The sequence below is a fragment of the Dyella agri genome, from assembly GCF_044904705.1.
Classification (GTDB): Bacteria; Pseudomonadota; Gammaproteobacteria; order Xanthomonadales; family Rhodanobacteraceae; genus Rhodanobacter_A; species Rhodanobacter_A agri.
Map to the genome: position 1 here is coordinate 450,790 of NZ_JADIKL010000001.1, position 22,145 is coordinate 472,934.

Consider the following 22,145-nt stretch of genomic DNA (forward strand, 5'->3'; position numbering starts at 1 on the left):
GCACGGATGCGGCAGCCGTGGGCCGCCGCATCCGATGGGTGTTTCTCCCGGGGTCAGTGGACGTCTTTCCAGTATTCCTTCTTGAGGACGTAGGCCAGCAGGGTGAACAGCGCCAGGAACAGCAGCACCCATACGCCGTAATGGTGCCGCTGCAGGGCCGCCGGTTCCGAAACGTACTCCAGGAAGTTCACCAGGTCACGCGTCGCCTGCTGGTACTGCGCCGGGGTCAGCTTGCCGGGATTGCCCAGCTGCAGCTTCTCCACCTCGTCGCCACCGGGCTTCATCACCGCGGTCTGCTGGCCCTGCAGTTCCCACAGCGGGAACGGCATCGCTGCGTTCGGCAAGGTGGTGTTGTTCCAGCCGATCGGGCTCTTCGGATCGAGGTAGAAGGTGTTGAGGTAGGTGTAGACCCAGTCGGAGGTCTTCGCGCTCACCTCCAGCGACAGGTCCGGCGGATCCTTGCCGAACCACTTCGTCGCGTCCTCCGCCGGCATGTGCGAGATCACGGGATCGTCGAACTTGGCGCCGGTGAAGTTGAGGTTCTGCATCACCTGCTGCTCGGTCAGCCCGAGATCGTCGGCGATGCGCGAGTAGCGCATGTACTTCAGCGAGTGGCAGCCCACGCAGTAGTTGAAGAACAGCCGCGCGCCGCGCTGCAGCGAGGCCTGGTCGCCCACGTTGGAGCCCGACGCCATCAGCTGCCCTTCGCCCTCGGCGCGCGCCGCCTGCTGGCCGGCGACCAGCAGGCCCAGGACCAGCGCGACCGCAGGAAGGATCCGTTTCATCAAGAGCGTCGGCTTAGTCATGCATCGTCACCCGATCCGGAACCGGCTTGGTCTTTTCCCAGCCGAAGTGTGTGTAGGCCCACAGAAACGCGAAGAAACCGAAGTAGATCAGCGTCATCGTGCGGCCGAACGCGTTCTCCCAGGTGGTGAGGTCGACGTTGCCGAACCAGGCCGGGATCACTTCCGCGGTGATGCCCGCACCCACCGAACCCAGGCCGAAGAACGCGATCACGAACAGCGTCAGCCCCACCTTGTAACCGGTGCCGCGGTAGCGGATCGACTTGACCTTGCCGCGGTCGAACCATGGCAGCAGGAACAGCACCGCGATCGCGCCGAACATCGCCAGCACGCCCCATACGGCGGTGCCCGCGAATGACGGGATCATGCGCACGATCGCGTAGAACGGGGTGAAGTACCACACCGGCTTGATCTCCGCCGGGGTGACCAAGTTGTTTGCGGCGATCGAGTTGTCGTGCTCGAGGAACCAGCCGCCGAAGGTCGGCGCGAAGAAGATGATGAAGGCCGCCACGATCAGGAAGAAGCCCACCCCGGCCAAGTCCTTCACCGTGTAGTACGGGTGGAACGGGATGCCGTCGACCGGAGCGCTCGCGCTCCAGCGGTTACCCTTCGGGCCGTGCTTGACGTCGACGCCGTCGGGGTTGTTCGAGCCCACTTCGTGCAGCGCCGCCAGGTGCAGCACCACCAGCAGCAACAGCACGATCGGCAGTGCGATCACGTGCAGCGCGAAGAAGCGGTTCAGCGTGGCGTCGGCGGGCAGGAAGTCGCCCATGATCCACTCGACCAGGTGGCCGCCGATCACCGGGATGGTGCCGAACAGCGACACGATCACCTTGGCGCCCCAGAACGACATGTTGCCCCACGGCAGCACGTAGCCCATGAAGGCCTCGGCCATCAGCACCAGGAAGATCAGCATGCCGAGCAGCCAGACCAGTTCGCGCGGCTTCTTGTACGAGCCGTACATGATGCCGCGGAACATGTGCAGGAATACCACCACGAAGAACAGCGAGGCACCGGTGGAGTGCATGTAGCGGATCAGCCAGCCCCACTCCACGTCGCGCATGATGTACTGCACCGAGTCGAAGGCGCCTGCCGCGCTCGGGTTGTAGTTCATCGTGAGGAAGATGCCGGTGACGATCTGGTTGACCAGAACCAGCAGGGCCAGCGAGCCGAAGTAGTACCAGAGGTTGAAGTTCTTCGGCGCGTAGTACTCGGTCATGTGCTTGCGGTACACGGGCGCGAGGCCCGGCGCGCGCTCGTTGACCCAGTCGCCGATGCTCGAAAATACGTTCGCCATCACGCGGCCCCCTGCGGATCCACGCCGATCTGCACGGTCGTGTCGTCGATGAAGTGGTACGGCGGGATCTCCATGTTCTTCGGCGCCGGCACGCCCTGGTACACGCGGCCCGCCATGTCGTAGCGCGAGTGGTGGCAGGGGCAGTAGTAGCCGCCCTGCCAGTTCGGATCGAACGGCTCGGGCTTGATCTCGCCGACGTAGTTCGGCACGCAGCCCAGATGGGTACAGATGCCGATCATCACCAGCCACTCGGGCTTGATCGAGCGCGTGTCGTTCTGCGCGTACTTCGGTTGCTGGGCGGCGGAGGCGCCGTCGGACTTCGGGTCGACGAGGCGCGGGTCCTGCTTGGGCAGCGCCGCCAGCTGGGTCGGCGTGCGGTTGACGATGAATACCGGCAGGCTGCGCCAGCCGACGATCAGTTGCTGGCCCGGTTCTATCTTCTTGAGGGACTGAGTGACCGGTGCTCCAGCGGCCTTGGCTCGCGCGCTGGGTTCCCACGACTTGATGAAGGGCACAGCCACCGAGACGATTCCAACACCACCAACCACCGCAGTGGCCGTCGTGAGAAACCGGCGGCGGCCATGATCGACGACTTCGTTCGCCATCAGGCTCTCCGGTACTTGATGCGTCAGGAAGGGCTTTCGCCCCAGCAATAGATTGGAACCCCTAAAAATCGCGTTAGTCTAGCGTCAGCCCATACACCGTACAATAAAAGTGCCGCGGCGTATCGACGCTCCCCCGTCGCCAGCCTACCCTACCGTCCGCCCGCCCGTCACGGATTGCACCACCACATGAAACATGCCGCCGGCACGCTCGCCTTCCTCGCCCGCTGTGTCGTCATCGGCCTGGCGGCGGCGTTCGTGATCAGCCTGTTCTGGCCCGGCAGCGGCGAGCGCCTGCGCGCGCGGCTGGGCCTGCCCGGCGCACCGACCGCAGGCACGCCGAGCGTGGCCGCACCGGCCTCCTATGCCGACGCGGTCGCCGACGCGGCGCCCTCGGTGGTGAACATCTATGCCAACAAGATCGTCAACGAGCGGGCGATCAAGATGTACGACAACCCCATCCTGCAGCAGCTGCTCGGCGGCACCCTCACCACCTACGCACGGCGCGAGCAGACCCTGGGCTCGGGCGTCATCGTCAGCGCGCAAGGCTACGTGCTCACCAACTACCACGTGATCTCGCACGCCACCGACATCCAGGTGCTGCTGTACGACGGCCGTGTGGCCAAGGCCACCGTGGTCGGCACCGACGAGGAGACCGACCTGGCCGTGCTGAAGATCGACGCCGGCAACCTGCCGGTGATCCGGCTCGCCGAGCAGAAGCCGCGCCCCGGCGACGTGGTGCTCGCGATCGGCAACCCGCTGGGCCTCAACCAGACCGTGACGATGGGCATCGTCAGCGCGGTGGGTCGTCAGTTGAACACCTCCAGCGCCGAGGACTTCATCCAGACCGACGCGGCGATCAACCTCGGCAATTCCGGCGGCGCGCTGGTCAACGCCGAGGGCAGGCTGGTAGGCATCAACACAGCGCTGATCGGCAAAGCCGCCAATGCCGAGGGCATCGGCTTCGCTATCCCGGCGGGCACCGCCAAGCGGGTACTCGACCAGATCGTCGCCACCGGCCACGTGGTGCGCGGCTGGCTGGGGGCGGACTACACCTTCGTGCCGGTGGCCGCGAACAGCGGCCTGCCCGCGGCCGCGCGCGGCGCCCAGGTCTCCGACGTGTACCCCGGCAGTCCCGCCGCGCTGGCCGGCATCCAGCCACGCGACATCCTGCTGCGCATCGGCGACAACGACATCCGCGATCCGGCCGACCTGCGCCGGCGCGAGTCGACGATCAAGCCGGGCGCCAAGGTGGCGATTTCCGGCCTGCGCAACGGCAGCCCCTTCCATACCGAAGCCACCCTGACCGAGCGCCCGCCGATGAGCGTGGAAGCCGCCAGCAGCAACATCCAGTGATTCAACCCGGGCGCGCCGCCGCCAATGGCGGATGCAGGGCCGCCTCGTAGCGCTTGCGCAGGGTGTCCACGCGTTGCACGTAGACCTGGGTTTCCGCATACGGCGGTATGCCGTTGTAGCGCTGCACCGCACCGGGGCCGGCATTGTAGGCGGCGGCCGCCAGGTGCTCGTTGCCGCCGAAGACATGCAGCAGCAGGCTGAGATAGCGCGCACCGCCGCGAATGTTCTGGCCGGTGTCGAACGCGTCCAGCACGCCCATGTCGCCAGCGGTGCCTGGCATCAGCTGCATCAGCCCTTGTGCGCCCTTGAGCGACAGCGCGCGCGGGTTGTAGGCGCTCTCGGCGTGGATGATCGCGCGCAGGAAAGCTTCGTCCACGCCGTACTCCACGCTGGCCGCACGGATCGCGTCGGCGTAGGCGGTGAGGTTGAGCGACACGCTGCCCCAGTGGACGGTCGAGTGCAGGTTGCAGGCGAAGCAGGTGGCGATGTAGGTGAACAGCATCTTCACCGTCTGCGCGGCGCGGCCGGCGGGCGGAATATTGGTGTATTCCACCCCCCCGTCGGCGCGGACGATCCGGTATACCGCCCCGCGCAGCACGCGGTCGCCCGGCGCCGTGGCGGCCGGCACGTCGGACGGCGCGGCGGCACCGTTCGATTGCTGGTACGTCCAGCGCCCGCGCAAGGCAGCCGGCACGTCAGCAGCAGCAGGAACCGCCGCGGCCAGCGGCAACGGGTCGGCCGGCTGCAGCTTCGCGCTGCTCAGCACGCCGCCTTGCACGGAAGCCAACGAAGCCACCGCGGTATCCATCTTTGGCCGGGTACCCACGACCGCGCCTTGCACATGATGCAACGAGGTCACCGGTGCGCGGCGCGCCGGCGCGCCGTAGCTGCCCAGCTTGCGGCAGTCGTGATAGCCCGCGGTACTGCCGGTGAACACCGTCTCGCCGTTGGCGCCGGTGCAGCGATACAGATTGCCCGCATGCGCCCTCGGCAGCCACAGCGCTGCCGCTAGCAAGGCGCAGCCCAACGCGATCCGACGCGGGATCGTGCTGGATGACGGGGAGCCCGCAACGGGCCGGCCGGCGCTCCCCCCGTGGCGTACGGCATCGGACATGGCCGCAGTGTGCCGCCGCGCGACTTCCGCGCCAAGAGCGAATCCGCCGTTCCGTGCGGTATGCACGTCGGGAGGGCGCTCCAAGTGCTTGATCCGACTCGCCGCTTGCTGGCAGCCCATGGCGGGTCGGCGTAAACTGCACGGTTCGGCGCCATCCACGCCGCGCCCCTGCGAAACCACGGTAACCAGCACCATGAGCGGCAAACTTTTCATCAAGACCCACGGCTGCCAGATGAATGAGTACGACTCGGCCAAGATGGCCGACGTGCTCAAGGCCTCGCATGGCCTGGAGCTGACCCAGGACGAATCCGAGGCGGACGTGATCCTGGTCAACACCTGCTCGATCCGCGAGAAGGCGCAGGAGAAGGTGTTCAGCCAGCTCGGCCGCTGGAAGGAGCACAAACAGGGTGGCCGGCAAGTCCTCATCGGCGTGGGCGGTTGCGTGGCCTCGCAGGAAGGCGAAGCCATCATCAAGCGCGCCCCGTTCGTGGACCTGGTGTTCGGCCCGCAGACCCTGCACCGCCTGCCCGAACTGATCGAGTCGCGCCGCGAGAGCGGCAGGCCCCAGGTGGACATCTCCTTCCCCGAGATCGAGAAGTTCGACAAGCTGCCCGAGCCACGCGCTGAAGGCCCCACCGCTTTCGTCTCGATCATGGAAGGCTGCTCCAAGTACTGCAGCTACTGCGTGGTGCCCTACACCCGTGGCACCGAGATCAGCCGTCCCTTCGACGACGTGCTGGTGGAAGTGGCGCAGCTCGCCGAACAGGGCGTGCGCGAAGTGAATCTGCTCGGCCAGAACGTCAACGCTTACCGCGGCCCCATGCACGATGGCGGCATCGCGGACCTGGCCGTGCTGATCCACGCCATCGCGCAGATCGACGGCATCGGCCGCATCCGCTTCACCACCTCGCATCCGCTGGAGTTCTCCGACTCGCTGGTCGAGGCTTATGCCAGCGTGCCGAAGCTCGCCAACTTCCTGCACCTGCCGGTGCAGGCCGGCTCGGACCGCATCCTCGCCGCGATGAAGCGTGGCTACACCGCACTGGAGTTCAAGCAGAAGATCCGCAAGCTGCGCGTGGTGCGCCCGGACATCTGCATCAGCTCGGACTTCATCGTGGGCTTCCCTGGCGAAACCGACGAGGATTTCGAGAAGACCATGAAGCTGATCGAGGACGTCGGCTTCGACCAGAGCTTCAGCTTCATCTTTTCCGCGCGCCCCGGCACGCCGGCCGCGAGTCTCGCCGACGACACGCCGATGGCGGTGAAACACCAGCGGCTGGAACGCCTGCAGGCCGCGATCAACGCCAACGCGAAGACGATCAACGAGGCTATGATCGGCACCGTTCAGCGCGTGCTGGTGGAAAAGCCGAGCACCAAGAACCCGCACGAACTCGCTGGCCGCACCGAGAATATGCGCTACGTGAACTTCCCCGGCGACGCGCGCATGATCGGTCGCTTCGTCGACGTGCTGATCACCGAGGCAATGAGCAATTCGCTGCGCGGGCGTGTGCACGCGCTGGCCGAGGAAGCCGCCTGATTCAAAAGCCCCTCTCCCTTTGGGAGAGGGGTTGGGAAGAGGGTCTGGGGCTTGCGCAACGCTGCAATGACACGCTCCGCCCGCACCCTCATCCGCCTGCCGGCACCTTCTCCCGGAGGGAGAAGGATCCACCCTTCAAGTCCTTCATCAAACCCATGACCCCAGGCCTCAACGAACGCGACTTCGCCCTCGATCCGGAAGACAACGCCCGGCTTGCCAGCCTGTGCGGGCCGTTCGACGAGCACCTGCGCCAGATCGAACTGCGCCTGGGCGTGGAGATCGACCACCGCGGCAATCTGTTCCGTGTGATCGGCGAGGAAGCCGGCGCGCGTGCCGCCGAGAAGGTGCTGCGCACGCTGTACACCGTCACCGAGAACGAAACCCTCAACGGCGCGAAGATCAATCTGCACCTGGCCGAGTCGGGCGTGGACGCACTTGCGGACGACGCGGGTGAAGGCGCGCAGGACGTCGTCATCAAGGTGAAGCGCGGCGTGATCAAGGGCCGCGGCCCCAACCAGGCGCGCTACCTGCACGCCATCTCGCGCCACGACATCAGCTTTGGCGTGGGTCCGGCCGGTACCGGCAAGACCTATCTTGCCGTGGCCAGCGCAGTGGAAGCGCTGGAGGCGAACCGCGTGCAGCGCGTGCTGCTGGTGCGCCCGGCGGTGGAAGCCGGCGAGAAGCTCGGCTTCCTGCCCGGCGACCTCACCCAGAAGGTCGACCCCTACCTGCGCCCGCTGTACGACGCGCTGTACGAGATGCTCGGCTTCGAGAAAGTCGCCAAGCTGATCGAGCGCAACGTGATCGAGATCGCGCCGCTGGCATACATGCGCGGCCGCACACTCAACGACTCCTACGTGATCCTCGACGAAGCGCAGAACACCACCGTCGAGCAGATGAAGATGTTCCTCACCCGCATCGGCTTCGGCTCGGTGGCGGTGATCACCGGCGACGTCAGCCAGGTCGACCTGCCGCGCAACGTGCGCTCCGGCCTGCGCCATGCGGTGGAAGTGCTGCGCGGCGTGGACGGCATCAGCTTCACCTTCTTCACCTCGCGCGACGTGGTGCGCCACCCGCTGGTGGCGAAGATCGTGCGCGCCTACGAAGCCTTCGAGCAGAAGGACGAGGACACGAAGTGAGCATGGCGACGGTGCACCTGGGCTACGCGGTGCCACGCGCCGGCATTCCCTCGGCGGCCAGCTTCCGCCGCTGGGTGGAGGCCGCGCTGCACGGCGCGAAACGGCGCAAGGCGACCGAGCTTTCCATCCGCATCGTCGACGCCGAAGAGGGGCGCGCGCTCAACCGCGACTATCGCGGCAAGGACTACGCGACGAACGTACTTTCGTTCGAGGCCGAACTGCCCCCGGACCTGAAGCTGCCGTTGATCGGCGACATGGTGATCTGCGCCCCCGTGGTGGCACGCGAGGCTGTCGAGCAGGGCAAACGCGCGCGCGACCATTGGGCCCACCTCACCGTGCACGGCACGCTGCATCTGCTCGGCTACGACCATATCGTGGAGGCGGAGGCCGAGGCGATGGAGGCGCTGGAGACGCGCATCCTCGCCGGGCTGGGCATCGCCGATCCCTATTGCGACTGATTGCCCCCTCCGGGAAGCGGGGAACGGCCATGGATGGTCCTGCTTTGCAGGGGCGAGGAAGAGGACTGGGGTGAGGGCCCACGCTCGCCCTGGCTCCACCGGCAAACCCGGCCTTCCCAGAAGCCACCCCCATCCCATCCATGCAGATAACGGCGAGAGCCGCCCCCTCCCCCTGCCCTCTCCCCAAGGGGGAGAGGGTTCAAGCTGCGCGCCATCACCCTGAATCGTCACACCATTTCCGCTAGACTCGTGTTCCCGCCCGCCCCCGGGCAGTTGCAAACCGAGTAATGAACGACGACCCCGGCAGTACCAGCGGCCCGGCCCATCGCACCTGGTGGGATCGACTGGGCCATCTGTTTTCCGGCGAGCCGCGCAACCGCGCGGAACTGATCGATGAGTTGCGCACCGCCCAGGTCAACGGCCTGCTTAGCGCCGACACCCTGCCCATGCTGGAAGGCGCGCTCAAGGTCACCGAACTGAGCGTGGACGACGTGATGGTGCCGCGCGTGCAGATCGTGATGATCGCCGCCGACGCACCGCTCCAGGACATCCTCGCCGCCGTGGTCGAATCCGGCCACTCGCGCTTCCCTGTGCACGGCGAGGACAAGGACGACATCCTCGGCGTGCTGCTGGCCAAGGACCTGCTCAAGTTCTTCGGCAACGGCACCGACTTCGACATCCACGCGATCCTGCGCCCTGCGGTGCTGATCCCCGAGTCCATGCGCCTCAACGTGCTGCTGGCCGAATTCCGCCGCAGCCGCAACCACATGGCGATGGTGGTGGACGAATACGGCGGCGTGGCCGGCCTGATCACCATCGAGGACGTGCTGGAGCAGATCGTCGGCGAGATCGACGACGAGCACGACGACGAGGAAGAGCCCGCGCTGATCCACGCCCAGGCCAACGGTTCGTGGCTGGTGAGCGCGCTCACGCCGATCGAGGACTTCAACGAGGTGATCGGCTGCAACTTCTCCGACGAGGAGTTCGACACCATCGGCGGCCTGATCACCGCCGAGTTCGGCCACTTGCCCGAGGCGGGCGAGGAAGCCAGCGCCGGCGAATTCCTGTTCCACGTCACCGAGGCCGACGACCGGCGCGTGCAGCAATTCCGTGTGACGCGCCGCGAGATCTGACCCTGTAGGAGCGCATCCCGTGCGCGAATGCTCTGGCACCTGATCGAAGCCAAAGGCAATCGCGCACAGGGTGCGTTCCTGCACTAGGACCACCATGCCCCCGCTCGCCAAGCTGCTTTCCCTGCTCGCCTTCCTTCTGCTGGCCGTCGCCCCGGCCCGCGCCAGCGTCGTCAACGCGCCCGGCGCGAACCTGGAAGTCTCGCTGGTCACCTACGGGCCGGGCGACGTCTACTGGGAACGCTTCGGCCACGACGCGCTGGAACTGCGCGACACCGTCAGCGGCGAGGCGGTGAACTTCAATTACGGCGTGTTCGATTTCAACGAGAAGAACTTCTTCCTCAACTTCGCGCGCGGCCGCATGCACTACCTGATGGATGCCGAGCCCACCGTCGACGAGGAGAGCTACTACATCCAGGTGGGCCGTTCGATCACCCGCCAGCGCCTTGCGTTCACGCCCGAACAGGCCGCCGCGCTGCGCGATTTCCTGTTCTGGAACCTGCGCCCCGAGAACGCCGGCTACAACTACGACTACTACGTCGACAACTGCACCACCCGCGTACGCGACGCGCTGGACAAGGCGCTCGGCGGCGTCATCAAGGCAGGCCTCGCCGCGCAGGCCGGCGGCATGAGCTACCGCCAGCAGACCGACCGCCTGATGAGTGCGCAACCCTGGCTGATGCTGCTGCTCGACCTCGGCCTCGGCCCCTACGCCGATCAGCCGATGAACGCGTGGAGCGAAAGCTTCCTGCCCTACGAGTTGCAGGCCAAGCTGCGCGGCATCCGCGTACCCGACGGCCGCGGCGGCACCCAGTCACTGGTGCAGAACGAAGAACTGCTCTCACCCAACCGCCTGCCGGCGCCCCCGGCCCAGGCGCCGGACCTGCGCCTGCCGCTGGGCGCGTCGGGACTCGCCTTCGCCGTCCTGCTCGTGGCAACCACACGCCGCGCCCGACTCGCCCATGCCCTGCTCGCCACGCTCTATCTCATCGTCGCGGGGCTGGTCGGCCTGCTGCTGCTGACGCTGTGGACACTCACCAGCCACCACTCCGCCTGGGCCAATGCGAACCTACTGCTGTTTAGCCCACTCGCCTTCCTGCTGCTGCGCGCCGTCTGGCGCGCCCGCCGCGACATCGCGCCCTCGCGCTTCGCCAACACGGTGCTGATCCTGCAACTCGCCGCCGCGCTCGTCGCCGTGCTGCTGCACCTGCTGCCCGGTACCGTGCAGCAGAACCAGCCCTGGCTGCTGTTCGCGCTACCGGCGTGGCTAGCTCTAGCGTGGAGTTTGCGGCAAACGACCCACAGTTGAAGAAGCGCACTTCATTTCGTGGCCGAAAATCGGCTCGATGACACGTCGGTCGTATCATCCTTGCCGACCACGCCGAGTCCAAGCTTCTGCGCCAGCACTGGCCACAGAGTGGCGGCGAAACTGCCAGTCAAATGCTGCGAGTCGCGAAAGACTACCCTTCCCTGCCGTTGCGCCAAGCACATCCCTGCCGGGCAAACCTGCTGATTCATATCCAGCATACTGACGTTAGCGAACCGGGCTGCGGCACGCCCCAGCCAGAGATACAATCGTTCCGCATCGAAATTCGCCTCTGCCGCGCCGCAGGTTCGTCGCAACCCCAGCCGCACCACACGGTGCGCCTGTTGCGCCAGGCAGTTCGGCCCATCGAAGGGCAGCCGCGGCGTATCGCGCAAAATGTAGATGTGGCCCGAAGCCGGACTCAATACGCCAAGCACCCTGGCGGTGCCATCGATCCACTGTGTCTGGGTGAATTCATACCCTGCACTGCCGAGCAGCAACACATCTGGCTTGAGCGCAGCCACCTGTTTCAAGGCATTCCCACGCCACGTTGCACAAACTGTGTATGCCTTGCCGATACTGTGATCAAAGATCGGCTCATCTACCATCGGGCAGGACGACTTGGTAACTACCAACAGACGCCAACCTGGCCGGTCGAACACCTTGGCGGCCGCAGGGAACCACTGCGCGGCATGGCTATCACCCATCAGCACCGCCGTATGTGTCGCATCGGTCGACCCGAATGCGCAGATGCGCACCCGGTCGCTGCGATACCAGTCGTCACATCCCATATCGTAAATCGCCGGCGCATCGTAATGCGCTGCCGCGTAGTTCTGCGCTAGCGGCTCCAGCATCGGCATGCTGGTCTGGTTGTACCAACGCATGCAAAGGCCGTTGGCCAGCAGCATGAGCGCCAAGGCACCGAAGATCGCCATGCGCGGACGCAACAGCCATTCGCGCCAATTGCGGATCGGCACCTCAATGAACCGGCAGGAGATCCAGGCCAGAAGCAACGAGAGCAGAACGCAGCACATGCGACAGATCGGCGAGTCCGATCCTGTGAGTGCCCGCCCCAGCAGCAGGATTGGCCAATGCCACAGGTACCACGAGTAGGAAATTCCACCAAGCCACTGCAGCGGCCGCCACGACAGCACGCGCGACACGCCGCCCGGCGTCGCGGTCACACAGCCTGCGGTGATAATGCAGGCCGCCCCTAGCGTCGGCAGCACCCCATAGGCGCCTGGATAAGGAATGTCGGCACTGCCCCCCCCTCCGGCCACTGCAATCAATGCCAGGCCCAGCCATCCCATCACACGCGGTGCCGCGGGGTGGCGCTCCCACCACGGCGCGCCTGCAGAAGCACTCGGCATCTGGTAGCACAGCCAAACCAGCGCACCTGCAGCGAACTGCCAGGCACGCATCGGCATCATATAGAACGCCAGCTGCGGTGCCGTGTATGTCAACAGTATGCAGCTCACCAAGCTGGCCACCACTATTGCCCACATGTGGATTTTCAGGCGAGCGAGGTCACGCGTGCCGTTGCGTCCAAGCAGCAATACCAGCAAGGCAGGCCATACCAGGTAGAACTGTTCCTCCACGCCCAGCGACCATGTGTGCAGAAACAGGTTGGTCTCGGTGCCTGGTGCGAAGTAGTTCAATCGGGCAAAGGCGAAATGGATGTTGCTCAACCACAACGCTGCCATCGCGGCCGCGGACGATTGTCGCTGCTGCTCCGCCGGAGCCAGCAAGAACGCCGCAAGCGCCCCGACCACCAGAAGCATGACCAACAACGCCGGCAGCAGGCGGCGCAAGCGCCGTACGTAGAATTCCGCAAGCCGGAGTCGCCCCGTGTTCGATACCTCCTGCACCAGCAGGCCGGTGATCAGGAACCCGGACAGTACGAAGAACACATCCACGCCCACGAAGCCGCCGCGCAGCCATGGCACCCCAGCGTGTACCGCCACGACCAGCAGGATCGCCACGGCGCGCAAACCTTCGAGATCGGCCCGATAACCCAGCCGATATTCGTGCCCCCTCATCTGCCGCGCCCCTGTCAACCGAACATGAATGTGACGATGGTACAGGGCCTGGACGCTACTGGCTTATCCGCAGCCGTGAATGCCAAGTCCCCCCAAGGTACCAAATCACGACCCCGGCATTGCCCTGATACTTGTCGCGACGGCATCATGCAGACATGCCTACACCAGCCACAACCGACCCGGCCGAAACCCGCATGGTGGTCAACTGCGTTGCCTACCGCAGCGACGGCAGTCGCATCGGCGACGTGGGCATCGACGCGATCAGCGACGTGCTGCAGGAGCCGGACACCTTTGTGTGGGTCGGCCTGCACGAGCCGGATGCCGCATTGCTGCTGAAACTGCAGGAGGAGTTCGACCTGCATGACCTCGCGATCGAAGATGCGCAGAGCGCACACCAGCGCACCAAGATCGAGGCCTACGGCAACTCGCTGTTCATCGTGGTGCAGACCGCCCAGCTCGAAAGCGGCCACATCGCGTTCGGCGAAACGCACATCTTCCTCGGCGCGCGCTATCTGGTCACCGTGCGCCATGGCGCCTCGCTCTCCTACGCACCTGCACGACGCAGTTGCGAGCATACGCCCGACCTGTTGTCGCTGGGCCCGAGCTACGGCTTGTATAGTGTGCTGGACTTCATCGTCGACAACCTGATGCCGATCGTGCGCGACTTCCGCGAGGAGTTGCAGGAGCTGGAGCAGGACATCTTCGCCGCCAGCTTCAACCGCGATACCGTGCGCCGGCTGTACGACATGCAGCGCGACCTGATGACGCTGCGCCTCGCCGTGTCGCCGCTGCAGGATGTGATCAGCCAGCTGGTACGGCTGCATCCGCAACTGATCCCCGACGAACTGCGTGCCTACTTCCGCGACGTGCACGACCACGTGACGCGCGTGAACGATGCGATCAGCGCGATGCGCGAGATGCTCACCGCCGCGATCAGCGTGAACCTGTCGCTGGTCACCTTCGGCCAGAACGAGGTGATGAAGAAACTCGCCGGCTGGGCCGCAATGCTTGCGGCCCCCACCCTCATCACCAGCTGGTACGGCATGAACTTCACCCACATGCCCGAGCTCGCCGAAGCCTGGAGCTACCCGGTGATCATCGGCGTGGTGATCTGCGTGGTGGGCGGCATCTACCTCGCGCTGAAACGGGCGAAGTGGTTGTAGCCCCAACCCTCCCCGTCGACAGGGAAGGTTGGGGTACTCCGGTTTATTGCTTCGCCTTCGGCTCCGCCGTCCACTGCTTCAGCCACGCGTTCACGGTGTCATGCCACAGCACGCTGTTGTGCGGCTTGAGCACCCAGTGGTTCTCATTGGGGAAAGTGAGGAACTCGCTGGGAACGCCGCGGCGCTGCATCACGGTGAACGCGCCCAGCCCCTGGGTGATCGGGATGCGGAAATCGTTGCCGCTGTGCACCACCAGCATCGGCACACGCCAGTCCTTGACGTGGTCGACCGGGTTGAACTTCTCGTAGTTGGCCGGCACCTCGTATTGCGGGCCGCCGTTCTCGCGCTCTTCGAACCACAGTTCCTCGGTGGCGTAGTACATCATGCGCGCGTCGAACACGCCGTCGTGGTCGATCAGGCACTTCCACGGCTGGTTCCACACGCCGGCGATCCAGTAGGTCATGTAGCCGCCGTAACTCGCGCCGAGTGCGCAGGCGCGGTTGCCGTCGAGGAAGCTGTATTTGTCCAGTGCGGCCTGCCAGCCGAGCTTCAGATCCTCCAGCGGCTTGCCGCCCCAGTCGCCCGAGATGGAGTCGGTGAACTTCTGGCCGTACCCCGTGGAGCCATGGAAGTTGATGGTGACCACCGCGAAACCCTGTCCCGCGTAGGTCTGCGGGTTCCAGCGGTAGCTCCAGCCGTTGGTCATCGCGCCCTGCGGGCCGCCATGGATGATGAAGGCCACCGGGTACTTCTTGCCGGGCTGGTAACCTGCCGGCTTCACCACATAGCCCTGCACCGGCTCGTTGTTCCAGCCCTTGAAAGTGAAGAACTCGAAGTCGCCCTCGTGCGCATTCTTCAGCAAGGCGGTGTTGTAGTGGGTGACCTGCTTGAGGTCCTTGCCGTCGGCATTCGTGGTGTAGAGATCGGTGGGGCGCTTGAGGTCGTTGCGTGCAAGCAGCAGTCGCGAACCGGCCAGCGAATAGCTCTCCACTTCACCGTCGCCCACCAGCTGCCGCACCTTGCCGCTGGCCGTCTCCACCGCGAACAGCGGATGCTGGCCCTTGTCGTCGGCGGTGACGTAGAGCGTCTTGCCGTCGGCCGAAATGCCCATGCCGCCCGGCGAGCGATCCCACTGCGGGTCGATCTCGCGCTTCGCGCCGGTGGCCAGGTCCAGCGCCATGATGCCGAAGCGGTCCGCCTCGAAACCCGGCACCTTCATTGCGAGGTAGTACAGCGTCTTGCCATCCGGCGAAGGCACTGGGTAAGCGTCCCATGCCTTGTTCTCGGCAGTGAGGTTCGCCGGCACCGCGGAGCCGTCGGCCGGCACCTTGTAAATATCGAAATTGGTGGACCACGGTTCGCTGCGGCCGGCGATGCGCACGCCGAAGTACACCGTCTTGCCATCGGGCGAGAACGCGAATTCGCTGTCGTCGCCGAACGGCTTGCTGGGCACGTCGCCGTCGATGCCGCGGCTCAGCAACGTTGACTCGGTGGGCAGCTGGCCCTTTTCATCGAAGCGGCCCAGGTAGAGCTGGTTGCGCGTGCCATCGGACCAGGTATCCCAGTGCCGCACGAACAACTTCTTGTACAGCGTGCCGGTGGCCTTGTCCGCCGCGCGCTTGTCCTGCATCTGCTTGGTGCAGGCCAGGGTGTCGCAGTCGGTGAACACCGCGTAGGAAAGCAGCACGCTCTTGCCGTCCGGCGACAGCTTGTACGCCTGCACATCCAGCACGCCATGGCTCACCTGCACCGGCGCGAGGCTGGTGGGCGGACGATGGCCGCCAGCCGCCAACAGGTCTCCCACGCTACGCCGCCACAACTGCACGACGCCGTTCACCGGCGCGAGGAAGTACAGGCTGCGCCCATCGGGTGACCAGCGCGGCGTATTGGCGGCCATGTTCACCACGCTACGCGGCTCGCCGCCATCCAGATCCTGTATGTAGATCGCGTTGACACCCTTGTTCGCCGCGTAGTCGGTGCTGCGCACACTGAAAGCCGCATGGCGCCCGTCTGGCGACAGCTGCGGATCGGAAACACGCTGCATCATCACCAGGTCGCGCACGTTGAACGGATGCGGCGCGTGGTCCAGGGTGATCGCGGTATCCACCGGCGCGACGGTGTCGGTGTCCGCAGCGAGTACGGGCGAAGTCGCCAGTGCCAGCAGCAACGCGATGGTCAGGGCGTTTCTCATGGTTGCTCCGTATGGTGATTCAAGGGCGGCAAAGAGGGTAAGCAGGCTGGGTTGGCGAGGCAAGCAAGACGATCCGCATTTCGCACGCGGACCCGATGCACGATGACAGAAATACTGTTTATGCTTCGTCCGCCCTTCTTTCGCACCGCCCCGCCAATCAGATCACGCCATGTCACGCTGGAAAGCCGCAACCATCCATCTCGTTATCAGCCTCACCCTTGCCGTAGGTGCTGGCGCCACCTTGTATTTCCTATGGTTTCAACCGCCCTGGTTCAGGGTCGCAGGCGCCAGCACGTTGATGCTATTGCTGATGGGCGTGGATGTCTGCATTGGCCCGCTGCTGACTCTGCTCGTGGCCGACCCACGCAAATCAAGGAAACTGCTTCGGCTGGATCTTGCCATCATTGCCACGATGCAAGCCGTGGCCTTTGGCTACGGTATCCACGTCATGGCTGCCGCGCGCCCGGCCTTCATCGTTGCGGAAACGGACCGCTTCGTGTTGGTGGCCGCTGACGAAATCAGTGACGCAGACCTGGCCCAAGCCAATCAGCCTGCCTTTCGCACCCGCTCATGGGTCGGCCCCACACTGGTGGGCGCCGTGCCCCCAATGGGCGATGCCGCCCTGGCGCTGACCCTGCAAGCGATCTCCGGCGGCAAGGACATCGACAGACTCCCCAAATACTACGTGCCTTACGATCAGATGATCGGCAAGTTCATTCCCCACGCCAAGACATCAGACCACCTTACCAAGGCCACGCCTGCACAACGCAGGCAACTACAACAACTTCAAGCCACCATCGGCGAAGGCCCCTTGCTGGCGTTGCCGTTGCAGAAAAGGCAGCGTGGCGGCCAGGACTTCACTGTCATCCTTTCTCCGCGGACGAAAAAACCCGTGCTGGTTCTGGCCCTCAATGCTTGGTAGTGCAACTTGGGCCACTGGTCATCAAACGCCAAAACTGCCCTGACAAGTCACTTATTGACGCAACTCGTCACTGCATTCCATGAGCGCCTGCGCTCATATTTGCGCAGGCCACGCCAACCTACGCCATCCAAATAGACTTTCGTGACCGCATGCACAGCACACAAGTACCCCGGCGTGAGGCAATAGGGACGGCGATAGTCATGGCACGCTCAGTGCTTCGATACCGCCAGCTTCCTGGTTGTTCCTGACCATGAGTCGTGAGGGTTCGATCCCGCCTAGGGGGTATCGGGGCCGGAACCCGGGGGGCCACAACGCTAGCTAGCCAAACAGAGGAACCACCATGAAGAACCTGCAGAAAGGTTTCACCCTGATCGAACTGATGATCGTGGTCGCGATCATCGCCATCCTGGCGGCCATCGCGCTGCCGGCCTACCAGAACTACACCGTCCGCTCCAAGGTGTCGGAACTGGTCGTGGCCGCCGATGCGTGCAAGACCTCGGTTGCCGAGTATTACCAGTCCCAGGGCACTTTCCCCCCCAGCATGAACAGTTCGGGTTGCCTCAACCAACAGAGCAAGTACGTAACCAGCTTGAGCGTCGGCGCAGGCACCGGCGTGATCTCCGTCACGGCCTCGGCCGACCCGGGCCTCACCACCGCTGTTCAAGGCAAGGTATTCGGGCTGACACCGGCCGCCCAGGGGGCTGGCCTGCCGCTGTTGTGGACATGCAACACCGCACCCACCAGCATCCCTGCGCAGTACCTGCCGGCCACCTGCCGCTAAGCGGTAACATCGCTTGACTGAGACGCCGCCTCCGGGCGGCGTCTTTTTTTCCGTCGCCAGCGCAGGCTGGTAACCATCAAGCCACCAGCCTCGAGCCTTGCCATGAACGATTCGCCCACCTTGCCCGCTCGGACGGCCTGGATGCTGCCGGCACTCGCGCTGTTGTGCGTACTGGCCTATCTCGCCGGCCTCACTGGCGGCTTCCAGTTCGACGATTACCCGAACATCGTCAACAATTCGGCGCTGCTGGCGATCGGGCACACCTCGTCAGACTGGCTGGCAATCGCCTTGTCATCGGACACCACCGCGCTGCGTCGCCCGCTCAGCATGCTGTCGTTTGGACTGAATGTGGCCTGGTTCGGCATGAGTCCACTGGCTTTCAAGCTGGTCAATCTGCTGATCCATCTGTTGAACGTCGCGCTGGTCTACGCGATCGGCCGTCGCCTGGCGGTGCACCTGCTGGGCAGCAGCTCGCGCCACCCGGGCATCACCGCCAGGAACATCGCGCTGCTGGCCGCCGGCCTGTGGCTGCTGCATCCACTGAACGTGAGTGGCGTGCTCTACGTCGTGCAGCGCATGAATGAGCTGTCGGCACTGTTCACCCTTGCCGGCCTGTTCTCCTACACATCGGGTCGCGAACGCATGCTCCGCGATGGGCGTGGTCTGGGTTTTGCTCTCGGCGGACTGATCGGTTTCGGCCTGTTGGCCGTCTTCAGCAAGGAAAACGGTGTCCTGGTCGTTGCATACGCCCTGGTGATTGAAGCCACGTGTTACCGGTTTGCCACGCCGCGGCACGATCAAAGTACGGGGTTGAAAGCATTCTTCTGCCTGAGCGTAGCGTTGCCGATCGCACTGTTCCTGGCCTACTTGGCACAGCATCCACACTGGCTGCCAAACAGCTACGCCGTTCGAGATTTCACGCTGTATCAGCGGCTCCTGAGCGAAGCCCGCATCCTTTGCGATTATCTGCTCTGGATTTTCGTGCCCATTCCGGCATGGATGGGTTTGTTCCACGACGATATAGCGACATCCACTGGCTTGTTCTCGCCGTGGACGACCTTGTTGTCGATCGTGTTCCTGATCGCCTTGATCGCAGTGGCCTGGAAATGGCGCAGGAGCAGCCCCGGCCTGGCCTTCGCCGTGGCCTGGTTCCTGATCGGCCAGTCGATGGAATCGACGATCCTGCCACTCGAACTTGTCTTCGAGCATCGCAACTACCTGCCGATGGCTGGCTTGCTGTTGGGCGTCGTATGCCTGCTAGCATCGTGGGTCCCGAGGCAGTGGCCGGCGCGCACACTGGGCATGGGTTGCGCGGCACTGCTGCTAGGCATGGCCGGCTTGACGGCAGTCCGCGCGGCCAGCTGGGGCGGGAGTGCCTTGAGCCAGGCGCTGGTCGAAGTGCGGCATCATCCAGCTTCTTCGCGCGCACAGTACGAGGCAGGGCGTGCAATCGTCATCGATGGTGCCATGAAGGGCACCCGGGCAGAGGCCGAGCAACTGGCCCTGCCATATTTCGCCCGCTCCGCGGCGCTCGACAAGCACCAGGTCTACCCTGCCGCCAGCCTCGTCTTGCTCCTGGCCAGCCGTGGTGAGGTTCCCGAATCCGTCATCGCCGACCTGGCGGATCGCCTGAGACAGACGCCGAACTATGTGCAGGCCAACCCGTTCCTGGACATGCTGATCAATGCCAGCCAGCAAGAACTCTCGTTGTCCCCATCTGACATGTCGAGGCTGGTGCAGGCCGCGTTGGCAAACCCCCATTTCATCTATTCCGTTCGCGCGATGATTCTCAACAACTACGGCGCGTACCTGTTCAATGTGGCGCATGACCAGCAGGCAGCCATCAGCCTTACGGCGGCCGCGGCGGCGGAAGATCCACGGAACCCGTATTTCCAGCTCAATCTGGCCAAGATAGCGCTGGCAGTGGGGCAGCCGAACGAGGCCACCCGACATCTTGCGCTGGCCGAACAGCTCAACAAGGCCGGCCTCTATGACCGCCAGATCGAGGAGATGAAGTCGCACATCCCATCGGCAGCGCGTTAGACACTTGCTACCCTGCACCGATTGCGAGGATCGATGGGCTGCGCCGAATGATGTCACTCCGCCTCTGTCGTCGGGCAGGCCCATGGCTGCTGGTCATAGCCTTGCTCGTAACCACGATCGTCTACTGGCCTGGTCTCTTCGGCGACTGGCTGTTCGACGACTACCCCAACATCGTCAACAACCCCGGCGTGCAACCGCACGAAGTCAGCGTGCCGGCGCTGGTGCGCGCCGCGCTGTCCTCGCCAGCCAGCGAATTCAAGCGGCCGCTCGCCTCCCTGAGCTTTGCTGCGAACTACCTGGCAGGCGGACTGAATCCCTGGGGCTGGAAACTGTTCAACCTTGTCGTGCACCTGTTGAACGGCGTGCTGGTATTCCTGCTCGCAAGGATGTTGCTGTTGGCGGCAACGCCCTCATCCTCTTCGACGCAGGCGAAAGATGGAGAGAGATGGCAGGCGGATATCGTCGCCACACTGATCGCGGCAGGATGGATGTTGCTGCCGATCAACCTGACCGCCGTGCTGTACGTGGTGCAGCGCGAGGAGAGCATGGCCAACCTGTTCGTGCTGCTGGGACTCGTCGGATATGTGGCGGGACGGCGGCACATGCTGCGTTCCCGCGAAGGAGGTGGGTGGTGCGGCTTCGTGCTCTGTATCGCCAACCTCATCTTGGTCACCATCGTCGGCCTGCTGACCAAGGAAACGGCGGCGATGCTGCCGCTGTATGCATTCCTGATCGAATGGATACTGTTCCGCTTCAGCCGTGCATCACTCCTCGCAGAAGAGCACCCTGCGCACGATGACGCATCGACCGAGGCATCCATCACGCATGGAACCCGCCTAGGCACGAAGCAGGACTGGCGGATTGCCGGTTTGTTCGTGGTGGTACTGGCATTGCCGCTGCTGATAGGATTGATCTGGCTGCTGCCCAACGTGCTGAGTTCCGCCAGCTGGGCCACGCGCGATTTCACCCTGGGCACGCGCCTGCTCAGCGAGGCGCGCATCATCTGCGATTACATCGTGTGGACGCTGCTGCCTACGCCGCACGCACTGTCCTTCTACCACGACCAGTTCCGCATCTCGACCGGCATACTGTCGCCATGGACAACGCTGGCTGGCCTGCTCGGCATCGCCGCGCTGATCGCGCTGGTGTTCTGGCTGCGCCGCCGACAGCCGCTGGTGGCGCTGGGGATTGCCCTGTACCTTGGCTGCCATTTGATGACTGGCACCATCATCGCGCTGGAGCTGGTCTACGAGCACCGCAACTACTTCGCCAGTTTCGGCGTGCTGCTGGTCGTGATTCCCTGGCTGGCAGCCATCCCACCCTGGGCCGTGCAACCCTCTGCGCATCGATACCACTGGCTGCAGCCCCGGCGCACGCTGCTTGCCTGCCTGCTGCTGTGGTGGATCGGACTGACCGCTGCTACCGCCTATGCCTGGGGCGACCCGCTGCGGCTGGCCCAGCAACTGGCTGCGCGAGCGCCGGATTCGCCACGCGCCCAATACGAACTTGGCCGCACCTACATCATCTACTCGCACTACGACCCAGCCTCGCCGTACACGCAGCTGGCCTATGCGCCTCTGGAGAAGGCCGCGAGCTTCCCCGAATCCTCGATCCTGCCGCAGCAGGCGCTGATCTTCATGAACTCGCGCATGGACCGGCCGCTCAAGCCGCAGTGGTGGGACAGCATGATCGCCAAGCTCAAGGCACGGAAGCCCGGCGTGCAGGACGAAAGCTCATTGGCTGCACTGGCGCAATGCGCCCGGGATGGCGCCTGCCCGCTGCCCACCGATCGCATGGTGCAGGCGTTCGAGGCCGCGCTGGACCACCCCGGGCCCAGTGCCCGGTTGCAATCCACCTACAGCGACTATGCATGGAACGTGCTGGGCAACCACGCCCTGGGCCTCCACATGATCCAAGGCGCCGTGAAAGACGCCCCGAATGAGCCCGCCTATCGCATTACCCTGGTGCGCATGTTGGTGGCAGCCGGCAGCATCGACAAGGCACGCGAAGAGCTTCCGCCACTCTATCGCTTGAATGTCGGTGGCCGATTGGACCGGAACCTTTCTGAACTACGCTCATTACCGGGCATGTCCGAAGCGCCAGGCCACAGTGGTACCACTGGCCATGCGTACTGACCCGCTCCACCGACCCAGCCAAGTGAAGCTGTAAAATCCATCGAGCGCAGGGCAGACATAAAGATGAGGCACTTCCCTGAGCAGCAAATTATGGGTTCATCAGGCAGGGGGAGGCTGCAATGGCCGCGC

Annotated in this window: 17 protein-coding genes; 11 read left to right on the forward strand and 6 right to left on the reverse strand. The window is 64.6% G+C overall.

Annotated features, from left to right (window positions below):
- Positions 1-53: 53 nt before the first annotated feature.
- Genes ISP14_RS02015 through petA form a run of 3 tightly spaced genes read right to left on the reverse strand, consistent with a single transcriptional unit; the run spans position 54 to position 2,705 of the window.
- Entirely contained in the window at positions 54-785 is a 732-nt protein-coding gene (locus ISP14_RS02015; RefSeq protein WP_404535790.1) for a cytochrome c1, read from the reverse strand.
- Positions 786-798: 13 nt separating this feature from the next.
- The gene (locus tag ISP14_RS02020; protein WP_404535792.1) at positions 799-2,100 is read right to left on the reverse strand and encodes a cytochrome b; all 1,302 of its coding nucleotides are present in this window, start codon (positions 2,098-2,100) and stop codon (positions 799-801) included.
- A complete protein-coding gene (gene petA / locus ISP14_RS02025; protein WP_404535794.1) occupies positions 2,100-2,705 on the reverse strand; it encodes a ubiquinol-cytochrome c reductase iron-sulfur subunit in 606 nt (201 codons plus the stop codon). The genes ISP14_RS02020 and petA overlap by 1 nt, the downstream gene beginning before the upstream one ends.
- A 186-nt stretch (positions 2,706-2,891) precedes the next feature.
- On the opposite strand from petA, the gene ISP14_RS02030 reads away from it, so the two are divergent.
- Positions 2,892-4,058 carry a S1C family serine protease gene (locus tag ISP14_RS02030; RefSeq protein ID WP_404535796.1) on the forward strand — a complete coding sequence of 389 codons (1,167 nt, stop codon included), beginning with the start codon at positions 2,892-2,894 and terminating at the stop codon, positions 4,056-4,058.
- Between the two features lies 1 nt (position 4,059).
- Here the strand turns inward: ISP14_RS02030 and ISP14_RS02035 are convergent, their stop codons facing one another.
- Complete coding sequence (locus tag ISP14_RS02035) at positions 4,060-5,073, reverse strand: lytic transglycosylase domain-containing protein (RefSeq protein ID WP_404535799.1); 1,014 nt, start codon at positions 5,071-5,073, stop codon at positions 4,060-4,062.
- Positions 5,074-5,365: 292 nt separating this feature from the next.
- On the opposite strand from ISP14_RS02035, the gene miaB reads away from it, so the two are divergent.
- The 5 genes from miaB (at position 5,366) to ISP14_RS02060 (ending at position 10,745) form a co-directional block, all read left to right on the forward strand.
- Entirely contained in the window at positions 5,366-6,709 is a 1,344-nt protein-coding gene (miaB, locus tag ISP14_RS02040; RefSeq protein WP_404535801.1) for a tRNA (N6-isopentenyl adenosine(37)-C2)-methylthiotransferase MiaB, read from the forward strand.
- Between the two features lie 155 nt (positions 6,710-6,864).
- A complete protein-coding gene (locus tag ISP14_RS02045) occupies positions 6,865-7,848 on the forward strand; it encodes a PhoH family protein (protein ID WP_404535804.1) in 984 nt (327 codons plus the stop codon).
- 2 nt (positions 7,849-7,850) lie between these two features.
- Positions 7,851-8,306, forward strand: coding sequence for an rRNA maturation RNase YbeY (ybeY, locus tag ISP14_RS02050; RefSeq protein ID WP_404535806.1), 456 nt, complete (start codon positions 7,851-7,853; stop codon positions 8,304-8,306).
- Positions 8,307-8,593: 287 nt separating this feature from the next.
- On the forward strand, positions 8,594-9,439 hold the full coding sequence (locus tag ISP14_RS02055; protein WP_404535808.1) for an HlyC/CorC family transporter: 846 nt from the start codon (positions 8,594-8,596) through the stop codon (positions 9,437-9,439).
- A gap of 94 nt (positions 9,440-9,533) precedes the next feature.
- A complete protein-coding gene (locus ISP14_RS02060) occupies positions 9,534-10,745 on the forward strand; it encodes a lipoprotein N-acyltransferase Lnb domain-containing protein (RefSeq protein ID WP_404535810.1) in 1,212 nt (403 codons plus the stop codon).
- Positions 10,746-10,756: 11 nt separating this feature from the next.
- Here the strand turns inward: ISP14_RS02060 and ISP14_RS02065 are convergent, their stop codons facing one another.
- Positions 10,757-12,781, reverse strand: a complete 2,025-nt coding sequence (locus ISP14_RS02065) for an acyltransferase family protein (protein WP_404535812.1) — start codon at positions 12,779-12,781, stop codon at positions 10,757-10,759.
- A gap of 155 nt (positions 12,782-12,936) precedes the next feature.
- On the opposite strand from ISP14_RS02065, the gene ISP14_RS02070 reads away from it, so the two are divergent.
- Positions 12,937-13,944, forward strand: a complete 1,008-nt coding sequence (locus tag ISP14_RS02070; RefSeq protein ID WP_404535815.1) for a magnesium and cobalt transport protein CorA — start codon at positions 12,937-12,939, stop codon at positions 13,942-13,944.
- Between the two features lie 43 nt (positions 13,945-13,987).
- Here ISP14_RS02070 and ISP14_RS02075 read toward each other — a convergent pair whose 3' ends face one another.
- Positions 13,988-16,135 carry a prolyl oligopeptidase family serine peptidase gene (locus ISP14_RS02075; RefSeq protein ID WP_404535817.1) on the reverse strand — a complete coding sequence of 716 codons (2,148 nt, stop codon included), beginning with the start codon at positions 16,133-16,135 and terminating at the stop codon, positions 13,988-13,990.
- A gap of 169 nt (positions 16,136-16,304) precedes the next feature.
- On the opposite strand from ISP14_RS02075, the gene ISP14_RS02080 reads away from it, so the two are divergent.
- The 4 genes from ISP14_RS02080 (at position 16,305) to ISP14_RS02095 (ending at position 22,016) form a co-directional block, all read left to right on the forward strand.
- The gene (locus ISP14_RS02080) at positions 16,305-17,057 is read left to right on the forward strand and encodes a hypothetical protein (protein WP_404535820.1); all 753 of its coding nucleotides are present in this window, start codon (positions 16,305-16,307) and stop codon (positions 17,055-17,057) included.
- Between the two features lie 340 nt (positions 17,058-17,397).
- Positions 17,398-17,838, forward strand: a complete 441-nt coding sequence (locus ISP14_RS02085; RefSeq protein WP_404535823.1) for a pilin — start codon at positions 17,398-17,400, stop codon at positions 17,836-17,838.
- A gap of 102 nt (positions 17,839-17,940) precedes the next feature.
- Positions 17,941-19,881: a hypothetical protein gene (locus tag ISP14_RS02090; protein WP_404535826.1), complete on the forward strand. Its 1,941-nt coding sequence runs from the start codon at positions 17,941-17,943 to the stop codon at positions 19,879-19,881.
- Positions 19,882-19,982: 101 nt separating this feature from the next.
- Positions 19,983-22,016, forward strand: a complete 2,034-nt coding sequence (locus tag ISP14_RS02095; protein WP_404535828.1) for a tetratricopeptide repeat protein — start codon at positions 19,983-19,985, stop codon at positions 22,014-22,016.
- The last annotated feature ends 129 nt before the right edge of the window (positions 22,017-22,145 follow it).